Raw genomic sequence first — 11,101 nt, 5'->3', positions numbered from 1 at the left:
ACACCCACAAAGGAGTGCAAGGCCGGGGTATCAACATATCTGGCGTTGACTTTTGGCACACTGTTGAGTTCTCAAGGAACGGACGCTTCCTTCAAATCCCTCTCAGGACTCTCCGGGCGCTTCCCTCCGGTACTGCGTACTTCGTGTTCCCGACTCTACCAGACTCAATTCGGCGTTTCCGCCTCATGAATTCCGATGGCCTTTGGGAGTGGCCTTTGCCTTTCGGCTGACTCGACTTTATCAGAGATATTCGGGCCGGATTTCGCCGACCTTCGTCATCTGGATGTCGAATCGGGTGCTCCGAGGAAATTTGATTTCCTGTCCGGAGCTGCAATAGATGCTAACCACCGCACTCGATCATGTCCAGCTTCGAGGCAACCGTTCGAATCTACCTCCCCGCGCAGACCATGTCAATGGTCCCCGTGGGGCGAAGAGGAGACTAACAGGTCCCGGACGCCCGACGCACATCAGGCGCACATCAGGCGGCGATCGGGAGCTCCGCGCTGCGGTCCGACGCCTCCACGTCGCCGATGTCGCCGGCGCGGGCCGCCCTGCCGCCGAGGACGTACACGTAAGCCAGGAAGGCGAGTTCGGCGGCGACGCCGATGGTGATGCGCGCCCAGGTGGGCAGGCCCGACGGGGTGACGAAGGCTTCGATCGCGCCCGACACGCACAGGACCAGTGCCAGGCCGATGGCCATGCCCACGGCCGCTCGGCCCCGTTGGGCCAGGGCAGTTCGCCGCGACTGCGGGCCAGGGTCGATCAGCGTCCAACCGAGCCGCAGGCCCGTACCGGCGGCCACGAAGACGGCTGTCAGTTCGAGCAGGCCGTGCGGGAGGATCAGGCCGAGGAAGGTGTCCAGCCGGCCCGCCGACGTCATCAGCCCTGCCCCGACCGCCAGGTTGAGGACATTGGTAAAGAGGATCCAGACCACCGGCAGGCAGAGGAACGCCCCCAGGACGAGGCACATGGCTGCTGCCTGGGCGTTGTTCGTCCACACCTGGGCCGCGAAGGACGCCGCCGGGTGGCTGGAGTAGTACGTCTCGTACTGACCGCCGGGCCGGGTCATCTGGCGCAGCTCGTCGGGGGCGGCGATCGAGGACTGGACTTCCGGGTGGGCGGCGATCCACCAGCCCATCACCGCCGTCATGACTGTCGACAGCAGTGCTGTCGGTATCCACCAGCGCCGTGCGCGGTACACGGCTGCCGGGAAGCTCGCCGTCAGGAAGCGCACCGCGTCACGCCAGCTCGCGCTGCGGGCGCCGGTGACCGTCGCGCGGGCGCGCGCCACGAGCTGGGTGAGGCGGGTCGTGAGCATCGGGTCGGGCGCGCTGGACTGGAGCAGGGAGAGATGGGTCGCCGTGCGCTGGTAGAGGACGACCAGTTCGTCCGCCTCGGCGCCGGTGAGCCGTCGGCCGCGCCGCAGCAGGTGGTCCAGGCGGTCCCACTCAGCCCGGTGCTTTGTCACGAAGACATCGAGATCCATGGTCGGCTGCTGCTCCAGGCACTGGGTGCGTACGGTCGGTCCGTAGTACTGCGGCGCGCTGTGCGTCAGCTTGGCAGACTGACGTCCTGATGTGCAGAGCAGGTCGGCGAGGGGTGGGTACCGGTGGACGAGCTTGTGACGGGCGACGCGGTCGTACTCGGGCTGCGCCCGGCGAGGCTGCCGAGTCGCGCGCTGGCCCTCGCGATCGACCTCGTGGTGATCTGGGTGGTCTATCTGATCCTGACGATCGGGGTCGTCGTCGCGGCCGGTTCGCTCGACGACGCCGCCCTGGCCGCCATCTCCGTCGCGATGTTCCTGCTGGTGCTGGTCGGTGCCCCGATCGCGGTCGAGACGCTCAGCCACGGCCGCTCGCTGGGCAAGCTCGCCTGCGGTCTGCGGGTGGTACGGGACGACGGCGGCCCCATCCGGTTCCGGCACGCACTGGTGCGCGGCGCGATGGGGGTGGTGGAGATCCTGATCTCGTTCGGGGTCATCGCCTGTATCGCGTCGCTCGTGTCCGCGCGGGGTCGGCGGATCGGTGACGTGTTCGCCGGGACCCTTGTCGTACGGGAGCGGGTGCCCACCGCGCGGATGGCGAGCGTGCCGCCTCCCCCGCCGTGGCTGGTGGGCCGGTTCACCGCGCTCGACCTGTCGTCGGTCCCGGACTCGCTGTGGCTGGCGATACGCCAGTACCTGACGCGTATGGGGCAGCTCGACCCGGCCGTGAACTGGTCCATGGCCGTCCGGCTCGCGGACGATCTGGCGGCCCGTACGGGGGCGCCGAAGCCCGCGGACGTACCGCCGGCCGCGTATCTGGCTGCTGTGGTGAATGAGCGTCAGGCGCGGGAGGCCCGGCGGGGGTTCGAGGCTCCGGCCGGCTTCTCCGGCTTCTCCGGCGTCACTGCTCCCGCAGCGCCCGCCCCCGACCCTGCGTCTTCGCCTGCGCCTGCGCCTGCGCCACCGTCACTCTCCAAGCCCACCACTCCTGCCGCGCCCACCACTCCCGCCGCGCCCTCCACCGGGTTCGCGCCGCCCGCCTGATTCGCTGTCAGGGGAACGTCGAGGGCGGGGTTTCCAGGTCTTCCAGCTCGATGCCGGGGGCCGCGAGTACCACGTCGCCGCTGAGGTGGATCGTGTGCTGCTCACCCGTGTCCAGGGCGTTGACCTGGTACTCGTCCACCGTCAGGGGCCCGTTGTCAGTGGCATGCGCTTCACTTCTCAGCAGGGCCCAGGACTGGTCGAGGGTGCGGGGTGCGAGGACGGGATCCGTGAAGGCGACGAGCCGGACGCGGGTGGCGGGGGAAGCGGGGGTGAGGCGCAGGAGACGGGCGACAGCGACGAGGAAGGCGGGGGAAGTGCCGGTGAAGGCGTGGGCGCGCACATTGCCTTCGGTGGCATGAGTGCCGGTGGGGTCGGTGCGGACCCAGGTGACGCCGTCGAGTGCGCCGCCGCGGATCTGCCAACTGGCGGCGTTGAGTTCGAGGCGGATGGGGCGGCCGAGTTCGTCGATGGCCAGATCGACGGAGCCCGCGTGGTCGCCGGACGGGGTGGTGATCTGGGAGACGTAACGCCAGCCGGAGGGGCCTGGCGCGCAGTGGAAGTGTTCGTTGCCGAGAGGGGTGTGATCGTGCGGATCGTGGAGCGAATAACGGCCGCGGGGCATGGGGGCTTTCGGATCCTCGGGGGTTGATACGGGGCAGGCCCCCCGGCACGGGGGTGCGGGGGGCCTGCCTGGTACCGACTGGTGTCACGCGCGCCTGAGTCCCACGTGCGACTGAGTCTTCACGTCCGGCGGAATGCCGGTGTGCGGCTCAGGAGCGATGTGCGCGGCTCAGTAGCGGTAGTGGTCCGGCTTGTACGGGCCGGCCACGTCGACGCCGATGTAGGCGGCCTGCTCCGGGCGGAGCGTCGTGAGCTTCACACCGAGCGCTTCGAGGTGCAGGCGGGCGACCTTCTCGTCGAGGTGCTTGGGCAGCACGTAGACGTCGGTCGGGTACTCCTCCGGCTTGGTGAAGAGCTCGATCTGGGCCAGCGTCTGGTCCGAGAACGAGTTCGACATCACGAAGGACGGGTGACCGGTCGCGTTGCCGAGGTTCAGCAGACGGCCCTCGGAGAGGACGATGAGGGTCTTGCCGTCGGGGAACGTCCAGGTGTGGACCTGCGGCTTGACCTCGTCCTTGACGATGCCGTCGATCTTGGCAAGGCCGGCCATGTCGATCTCGTTGTCGAAGTGGCCGATGTTGCCGACGATCGCCTGGTGCTTCATCTTGGCCATGTCCGAGGCCATGATGATGTCCTTGTTGCCCGTGGTCGTCACGAAGATGTCGGCGATACCGACGACATCGTCGAGCGTGGAGACCTGGTAGCCGTCCATCGCGGCCTGCAGCGCGCAGATCGGGTCGATCTCCGTGACGATGACGCGCGCGCCCTGGCCGCGAAGGGACTCGGCGCAGCCCTTGCCGACGTCGCCGTAGCCGAAGACGACGGCGACCTTGCCGCCGATGAGGACGTCGGTGGCGCGGTTGATGCCGTCGATCAGGGAGTGGCGGCAGCCGTACTTGTTGTCGAACTTCGACTTCGTCACCGCGTCGTTCACGTTGATCGCGGGGAAGAGGAGGGAGCCGTCGCGGTGCATCTCGTACAGCCGGTGGACACCGGTCGTGGTCTCCTCGGTGACACCGCGGATCTCGGACGCGAGGCGCGTCCACTTCTGCGGGTTCTCACTGAGGGTGCGGTTGAGCAGCGTGAGGATGTACGCGTACTCCTCGCTGTCCGCCGTGGCCGGGTCCGGGGCCTTGCCGGCCTTCTCGAACTCGACGCCCTTGTGCACCAGGAGCGTGGCGTCGCCGCCGTCGTCCAGGATCATGTTCGGGCCGCCGGTGGGGGTGTTGGGCCAGGTCAGCGCCTGCTCCGTGCACCACCAGTACTCTTCGAGGGTCTCGCCCTTCCAGGCGAAGACCGGGATGCCCTGCGGGTTGTCCGGGGTGCCCTCGGGGCCGACGGCGATGGCCGCGGCGGCGTGGTCCTGCGTGGAGAAGATGTTGCAGGACGCCCAGCGGACGTCGGCGCCGAGCGCGGCCAGCGTCTCGATGAGGACGGCGGTCTGCACCGTCATGTGCAGGGAGCCGGTGATCCGGGCGCCGGCGAGCGGCTTGGCCTCGGCGTACTCCTTGCGGATCGACATCAGGCCGGGCATCTCGTGCTCGGCGAGAGTGATCTCCTTGCGGCCGAACTCGGCAAGCGAGAGATCGGCGACCTTGAAGTCCTGTCGGTTGGCGACAGTCGTCATAACGAGCTGCTCCTCGTAAAGGGGTCGAGGGTGGGTACGTGCGGCTGGCTCTGCGGCGGCGGGCATACGAATGCCCGAGCACTCGCGGCTCAGTCCGTCGGAGGCCCTCTCTCCCTCGGCCGGTCCGCGGAGGCGGGCCGCCCGACCGCCATCAGCAGCGACGTCTGGCTCTTCGGTCGAATCTACACCGATCGGCCCAGCCGCCCACAGCCGACCGGTGAACGGGGGCCGGAAACCGACCGTGAACCGGCCGTGCGGGAGGGGGGTGTCAGGCCTTATCGGCAGGCGGGTCTGTGGGGGTCGCGGGGGTCGTGGGGCTCGCCGATTCAGCCGAATCAGCAGAGCTGGCAGAGCTGGCAGAGTCAGCGTGGTCGGCGGAGGCGGACGGGGTGGCTGCGGTGTCGGGAGCATCCGCGGTGTCGTTGCCGTCCGGCGGGGTGAGCGGGCCGCCGGGGCCCTTCGCCGGGTCGGCGCCCTTCGCTGCCCGCGACTCGCTGTAGATGTCCGGCTCCAGGTAGATCACCCGGGCGATCGGGACGGCTTCCCTGATACGCGCCTCGGCGGCGTTGATCGCGGAGGCGACCTCGCCGGCCGTGTCGTCGTGCTCTACCGCGATCTTCGCCGCGACCAGCAGTTCCTCCGGGCCGAGGTGGAGCGTACGCATGTGGATGATGCCGGTCACGACGTCGCCGTCGACGACCGCCGCCTTGATCTTCTCCACCTGGTCGACGCCCGCTGCCTCGCCGAGCAGCAGGGACTTCGTCTCCACCGCCAGGACCAGCGCGATCAGGATGAGGAGGATACCGATGCAGAGCGTTCCGATGCCGTCCCAGACGCCGTTGTCGGTGCCCAGCGCCAGGCCCACACCGGCGAGGGCGAGCACGAGACCGATCAGCGCGCCGAAGTCCTCAAGCAGCACGACCGGCAGCTCGGGCGCCTTCGCGCGCCGGATGAACTCCGTCCAGGAGAGCGAACCGCGCGTGTGGTTCGACTCCTTGATGGCGGTGCGGAACGAGAAGCCCTCGGCGATGATCGCGAAGACGAGCACGCCCACCGGCCAGTACCAGGACTCCAGCGCGTGCGGGTGCTTGATCTTTTCGTAGCCCTCGTAGACGGCGAACATGCCACCGACCGAGAAGAGCACGATCGAGACGAGGAAGGCGTAGATGTACCGCTCGCGGCCGTAGCCGAAGGGATGCTGCGGGGTCGCCTCGCGCTTCGCCTTCTTGCCGCCGAGCAGCAGCAGCCCCTGGTTGCCGGAGTCGGCGAGGGAGTGCACGCTCTCCGCCAGCATCGAGGACGAACCGCTGAAGAGGAACGCCACGAACTTGGCTACTGCGATCGCGAGGTTGGCGCCGAGCGCCGCGACGATCGCCTTGGTTCCGCCTGACGCGCTCATGGGTCGCCTGGTGTCCCTTCCTCGGTGCGGACTCGTGGGTACGGGCCCGGTGGGGTGGTGCGTGGCCGGTGGGTGCGTGGCCGGTGGGGTGGTGCGTGGCCGGTGGGTGCTGCGTGCTCGGTGCGTGCGGTGGTGCGTGCGGTGGTGCGTGGCCGGACATTGTTGCAGCCGTGGCCGCCGTGAGTCGGCCCAGGCCACTGCGGATGCCTCAGGCCACTACTGTTGCCCGGAAAACCGTTCCCGTACCGGCCAGTTCGGCCTTGTCTCCCGCCGGGACGAACACCGAGTGTCCTGGCGCCAGTTCGATGTCGCCCGCGCTGGGAGTTCCCGCCACGCACAGCAGGATCTGCGGAGTGTCCGCCGTGACGTCGCGTACGGCGCCGCCGGGCGCCAAGACGTAGCGGGAGAGCCGGAATTCGTCGATGGGGGTCTCGTAGACCTCCTCGCCCGACATGGAGACCTCGGGGCGCAGCACACCCGGGTCGGTCGCCTCGAACCGTACGATGCGCAGCAGTTCGGGCACGTCCACGTGTTTCGGGGTGAGTCCGCAGCGCAGCACGTTGTCGGAGTTGGCCATGATCTCGACGCCCATGCCGTTGAGGTAGGCGTGCGGGACGCCGGCGCCGAGGAACAGCGCCTCGCCGGGGCGCAGTTGTACGTAGTTGAGCAGCATCGCCGCGAGGACGCCGGGGTCGCCGGGGTAGTGGTGCGCGATGCCGGCGTACGGGGCGTACTCGCCGCCGAGGCGTTCGGCGGCGGCAGCGACCTCGGTGACGGTCGCCGCCGTCTCGGCCGGGTCGCCGGACAGCACGGCCGTGAGGACCTCGCGCAGCGCGGCCTCTTCGGGGTGGGCCTGGAGGAGGTCGACGTACGGCTTGACGGAGTCGACGTCGAGTCCGGCCAGCAGCCTGGCCGCCTCGGCGGGCTCCCGGAAGCCGCACAGCCCGTCGAACAGGGTGAGCGCGCAGATCAGTTCGGGCTTGTGGTTGGCGTCCTTGTAGTTGCGCTGCGGGGCGTCGACGGGGACGCCCCTGCGCTCCTCGTCGTCGTAACCCTCCTTCGCCTGGGCGAGGTTGGGGTGAACTTGGAGGGAGAGCGGCGATCCTGCCGCGAGGATCTTGAGCAGGAACGGCAGGCGCGGGCCGAACTTGCCTACGGTGGCGGCGCCCAGCTCCGCCTCCGGGTCCGAGGCGATGAGGTCGGACAGGGCGCGCTCGCCGTCGGCGGTGGGGCGGGTGACGCGCGACGGTGCGCCGGGGTGGGCGCCCATCCACATCTCGGCCTGGGGTTCGCCGGTCGGCTCGGTGCCGAGCAGTCCGGGGATGGCGGTCGTGGAGCCCCAGGCGTAGGGGCGCACCGTATTGGCGAGGCGGTCCATGAAGTCTGTGCTTCCTTGTGTACGGGGTTGTGTACGGGGCGTGTACGGGGGCGCGTCTGGGAGCGTCCGGGTTACGCGGCCGGCTGAGGAGTTGAGGCGAGCGCGAGGTAGACGGCGGCGAAGTCGGTGACCGCGACGAGTTCGGCGAGGGCTTCGAGCTGGCTGCCCTCCTCCGGCTCCAGTTCGCTGATGGGGGTGTCGGTGCCGAGCGCGAGTTCCCTGGCGGCGGGCGCCGCCGAGAGTCCGCCGGTTGGGCGGTCGCGCAGCAGTACGACCCTGGCGCGCAGCGCCTGCGGGTCCTCGACGCGGTCGCGGAAGAAGTCGTCGGGATCGCCCGCGCCGCCGGTGAAGTCACCGCTGAGGAGCGCGCCGTGGGCCGGCAGGGCTTCGGGCAGTTCGGCGGCGAGTGCGGGGCGGCCGGTCAACTCGGCCAGTACGGTGGCGAAGCGGCGGCCGGCCGGCGCGGCGGCTGCGCCTTCGGTCCAGATCAGCGGGAGGCTCTCGGCGAGTTCGGCGGCGAGTGTCTTGGCGGGGTTGCTGTACGTCGCGACGGCGGGACCGCAGCGCTCGGCGGTGCGGTCCAGCCGGTCGGCGACGAGTTGCAGGGTCGCGGCGGGGGCGGTGAGCAGGCCGACGCGGTCGAGCAGCGCGAGCAGCGGCGTGAACAGTGCCCAGAGGGCGCCGGGTCCTGCGGCGGGCGTGACGCCCTCGTACTCCTCGTACGGCGTCTTCGCCATGGGTACGAGCAGGCCGTGCGAGCCGCCGAGGCTTTCGCCGAGCGGGGAAGGACTGGGCGCGACGGCGACGACGGTGCAACCGCGGCGGTACGCCTGCTCGGTGAGCAGCGCGAGGCCGGGTTCGGAGCCGTCGGTGGTGACGATCAGGAGCAGGTCGACCGGGCCCGCCCAGCCGGGCAGCGCCCAGCGCAGCGCGCCGGCCGCGGCGGCGACGCCGGTGGGGTGCAGCCGGGCCACGGGCGCCGCGGCGCCTGCGAGCGCGCCGATCAGGTCGGCGACGCCGGTGGCGGCCGTGCCGGATCCCGCGATCAGTACGGCGCGGGGGCGGCCCTCCGGGTTCAACTCGGTGATCCCGGCCTCGGCGGTGTGCCGCAGGGCGGTACGCACCCGCGCGCCTGCCTCGGCGGCGTCGCGCAGCAGACCGCGCCGGTCGGCGCGGGTGAGCGCGTCCGGTGCGTCGAGAAGCGACTCGTCGAGCATGGGACCTCCGATCGCCGGGCTTTACGTTGCCTGCCGGGGGTGACGGCGCTACGCGGGGCGGCGGGCCTCGTCGACGAGGAGGACGGGGATGTCGTCACGTACCGGGTACGCCAGACCGCAGTCCGCACCGGTGCAGACCAGCTCGGGAACGTCGGCCGCCGTCCGGTCACTCAGCGGCGCGTGACAGGCCGGGCAGGCGAGGATCTCCAGGAGGCCGGCTTCGAGCGGCATGGGGTGGGTGTCCCTTCGGGATGACGTGTCCCGCGCGAACGCGAGAACACGGTCGTATCTGGCCACGTCAGCCTACCGCCGGGGGCGGTGGCACGGGGCGCGGGAGCCCTGGCGGTCGCTGGGCGGGAGCTGTGCCGGTCGCTGGGGGGCGGTTGTGGGTGGCTGCGGGTCGCTGGGGGTCGGTGCGGGTCGCTGCGGGTCGCTGCGCGGGGCGGTGCGGGTTCTGGTCGCGATGCGTCCGGCCGGCGCCGGGGGTCGGCGCCGCTGGAGCGGGTGTCCGGACGGCGATGTCACCGGCGGGCGGGGGCGCCTGGGGGCGACGGGTGCGCGTTGGGGGTTTGGTCGCGGCGCGTCCGGTCGGCACCAGGGTCCGGCGCCCGCGTAACGGGGTGTCCTGACTGCGGTGTCCTGACTGCGGTGCCACCGTCAGGCGCCGTTTCGGTTGCGGGGTTTGGTCGCGGTCCGCTTGTCCGGTGCCGGGGTCCGGCGCCCCCGTAACGGCGTGTCCTGACTGCGGTGCCACCGCTCGGCGTCGTTTCGGTTGCGGGTCCGGTTGCGGTCTCGCCGTCCGGTGCCGGGAGCCGGTTGCGGCCGCGCCGTTTCGGTTGCGGGTCCCGGTTGCGCTCTCGCCGTCCGGTGCCGGGGGCCGGGGCCTCCGGAAGGGGGCGTCCCGACTGCGGTGCCACCGCCCCGCGCCGTTTCGGGTTCGGGTCTTGGTCGCGGCCTCGCCGTCCGGTGCCGGGGGCCGGCGCCTCCGGAAGGGGGCGTCCTGACTGCGGTGCCACCGCTCGGCCTCGTTTCGGTTGCGGGTCCGGGTCCGGTTGCGGCCTCGCCGTCCGGTGCCGGGGGCCGGGGTCTCCGGAGGGGGGTGTCCGGACTGCTCGATCGCTAGAACTCCTACGCTTTACGTCCGGACACCCCCCTCCTACGACCCCGGCCCCCTCCCGTCGGTGGGGCCCAGCTCCGCGGGGGTGGGCTGGTCAGGGTTCCGGGGAGCGTAGGACTCGTAGGTGGCCTCTGCGGCCTACCTCTACCGGGTCCGCTCCCCGGCCGCCCTGGCCGGCCGCGCGTTCCTGGGGGCGGGCTGCTTCTCGTACCGCGTTCGCCAGGGCTTCCAGGTCGTCGCCGGTCGGTGGGGCCGGGGCCGAGCCGTCCGTCAGGCGGACGACCTCCCAGCCGCGTGGCGCAGTGAGCCGCTCGCTGTGTTCCGCACACAGGTCGTAGCAATGAGGCTCGGCGTAGGTGGCGAGCGGGCCGAGGACCGCGGTCGAATCGGCATAGACGTACGTCAGTGTCGCGACAGCAGGGCGGCCGCACGCGGTGCGCGAACAGCGACGTACAGGGCTCACGATGTTGGACGGTACCGCACTCTTGAGCGGGCCGCGACGACTCTCCACGAGGTCACTCTCCCGTGTCGCCGGGCGAAACGGGGCGTACCAGCGCACCCCCTGACAGCCCTGACCTGGGCGAACGGTCAGGTGATCGGCCGGATACCGTCCGTCATCACGTCCCGACCCGGGGCAAATCCAGTCAAGGAAGGCGAGACCGGCGGTCCGCGATGCGTGGCTGACCGGGCGCATTCCTGGCCGGAATGCTCAAGATGCGACATGGCGGCTCCGGCCGCCGTGACCAGCAGCCCCGCACCGCCCGGAGAGCTACGCTGCGTCAGTGATGGACAGTCCTGTACCGCCCCGCCCGACCGAACCTCGGCCGCGCCGGCGCGACCGCCACGGCCGCGGCATGCGCGGGCCGGTCGCCCCGCCGCAGGTGCCGCTCTCCGCCTCCCGTTCGGAGTCCTTCCAGGACCTGGTGCGGGATTCCGTCGACCGTCTGGAACGGCGCTGGCCGCAGCTCGCCGACGTCGAGTTCATGGTCCTCGACGTGCCGGGCACGCAGGACGAGTCGGTGCCGCTCGGCCGCTCGGTGCCCGCCGCCAAGGACCGGCCCGCGCGGATCCTCGTCTACCGGCGCCCCGTGGAGATCCGGACGAAGAACCGCGACGAGCGCGCGCTGCTCGTGCACGAGGTCGTGGTCGAGCAGGTGGCCGAGCTGCTCGGTCTCGCGCCCGAGTCCGTCGATCCCCGTTACGGGCAGGAGTGAA

Annotated in this window: 10 protein-coding genes; 2 read left to right on the top strand and 8 right to left on the bottom strand. The window is 70.8% G+C overall.

The window, feature by feature from the left end; genetic code table 11:
* Positions 1 to 478: 478 nt before the first annotated feature.
* The gene (locus ACZ63I_RS05325; protein ID WP_469335478.1) at positions 479 to 1,486 is read right to left on the bottom strand and encodes a stage II sporulation protein M; all 1,008 of its coding nucleotides are present in this window, start codon (positions 1,484 to 1,486) and stop codon (positions 479 to 481) included.
* Between the two features lie 123 nt (positions 1,487 to 1,609).
* Between ACZ63I_RS05325 and ACZ63I_RS05320 the strand changes: the two genes are divergently transcribed.
* Positions 1,610 to 2,527: an RDD family protein gene (locus ACZ63I_RS05320; protein ID WP_469335476.1), complete on the top strand. Its 918-nt coding sequence runs from the start codon at positions 1,610 to 1,612 to the stop codon at positions 2,525 to 2,527.
* Positions 2,528 to 2,534: 7 nt separating this feature from the next.
* Here the strand turns inward: ACZ63I_RS05320 and ACZ63I_RS05315 are convergent, their stop codons facing one another.
* The 7 genes from ACZ63I_RS05315 to ACZ63I_RS05285 form a co-directional block, all read right to left on the bottom strand.
* Positions 2,535 to 3,149 (bottom strand): hypothetical protein, encoded by a 615-nt coding sequence (locus ACZ63I_RS05315; RefSeq protein WP_469335475.1) that lies wholly within the window; start codon positions 3,147 to 3,149, stop codon positions 2,535 to 2,537.
* Between the two features lie 168 nt (positions 3,150 to 3,317).
* Positions 3,318 to 4,775 carry an adenosylhomocysteinase gene (gene ahcY / locus ACZ63I_RS05310; RefSeq protein WP_469335472.1) on the bottom strand — a complete coding sequence of 486 codons (1,458 nt, stop codon included), beginning with the start codon at positions 4,773 to 4,775 and terminating at the stop codon, positions 3,318 to 3,320.
* A gap of 268 nt (positions 4,776 to 5,043) precedes the next feature.
* On the bottom strand, positions 5,044 to 6,174 hold the full coding sequence (locus ACZ63I_RS05305; protein ID WP_469335470.1) for a cation diffusion facilitator family transporter: 1,131 nt from the start codon (positions 6,172 to 6,174) through the stop codon (positions 5,044 to 5,046).
* Between the two features lie 208 nt (positions 6,175 to 6,382).
* On the bottom strand, positions 6,383 to 7,552 hold the full coding sequence (gene manA, locus ACZ63I_RS05300) for a mannose-6-phosphate isomerase, class I (protein ID WP_469335468.1): 1,170 nt from the start codon (positions 7,550 to 7,552) through the stop codon (positions 6,383 to 6,385).
* A 71-nt stretch (positions 7,553 to 7,623) separates the two neighbouring features.
* Positions 7,624 to 8,769: an SIS domain-containing protein gene (locus ACZ63I_RS05295; protein WP_469335466.1), complete on the bottom strand. Its 1,146-nt coding sequence runs from the start codon at positions 8,767 to 8,769 to the stop codon at positions 7,624 to 7,626.
* A gap of 48 nt (positions 8,770 to 8,817) precedes the next feature.
* Positions 8,818 to 9,000, bottom strand: a complete 183-nt coding sequence (locus ACZ63I_RS05290; protein ID WP_328582231.1) for a Trm112 family protein — start codon at positions 8,998 to 9,000, stop codon at positions 8,818 to 8,820.
* Positions 9,001 to 9,980: 980 nt separating this feature from the next.
* Complete coding sequence (locus tag ACZ63I_RS05285) at positions 9,981 to 10,397, bottom strand: DUF3499 domain-containing protein (RefSeq protein WP_469335464.1); 417 nt, start codon at positions 10,395 to 10,397, stop codon at positions 9,981 to 9,983.
* Positions 10,398 to 10,671: 274 nt separating this feature from the next.
* Here ACZ63I_RS05285 and ACZ63I_RS05280 point away from each other — a divergent pair, with 274 nt between their 5' ends.
* Positions 10,672 to 11,100 (top strand): metallopeptidase family protein, encoded by a 429-nt coding sequence (locus ACZ63I_RS05280; protein WP_041989048.1) that lies wholly within the window; start codon positions 10,672 to 10,674, stop codon positions 11,098 to 11,100.
* Position 11,101: the final 1 nt, after the last annotated feature.

The sequence above is a fragment of the Streptomyces sp. NPDC087906 genome, assembly GCF_055584925.1.
Note: the sequence above shows the minus strand (reverse complement) of the source record. Positions and strands in the feature narration are given on the sequence as shown.

Coding starts and splice junctions, on each gene's coding strand:
- ACZ63I_RS05325 (WP_469335478.1), bottom strand. CDS start 1,486: ATGGATCTCGATGTCTTCGTGACAAAGCACCGGGCTGAGTGGGACCGC.
- ACZ63I_RS05315 (WP_469335475.1), bottom strand. CDS start 3,149: ATGCCCCGCGGCCGTTATTCGCTCCACGATCCGCACGATCACACCCCT.
- ahcY (WP_469335472.1), bottom strand. CDS start 4,775: ATGACGACTGTCGCCAACCGACAGGACTTCAAGGTCGCCGATCTCTCG.
- ACZ63I_RS05305 (WP_469335470.1), bottom strand. CDS start 6,174: ATGAGCGCGTCAGGCGGAACCAAGGCGATCGTCGCGGCGCTCGGCGCC.
- manA (WP_469335468.1), bottom strand. CDS start 7,552: ATGGACCGCCTCGCCAATACGGTGCGCCCCTACGCCTGGGGCTCCACG.
- ACZ63I_RS05295 (WP_469335466.1), bottom strand. CDS start 8,769: ATGCTCGACGAGTCGCTTCTCGACGCACCGGACGCGCTCACCCGCGCC.
- ACZ63I_RS05290 (WP_328582231.1), bottom strand. CDS start 9,000: ATGCCGCTCGAAGCCGGCCTCCTGGAGATCCTCGCCTGCCCGGCCTGT.
- ACZ63I_RS05280 (WP_041989048.1), top strand. CDS start 10,672: ATGGACAGTCCTGTACCGCCCCGCCCGACCGAACCTCGGCCGCGCCGG.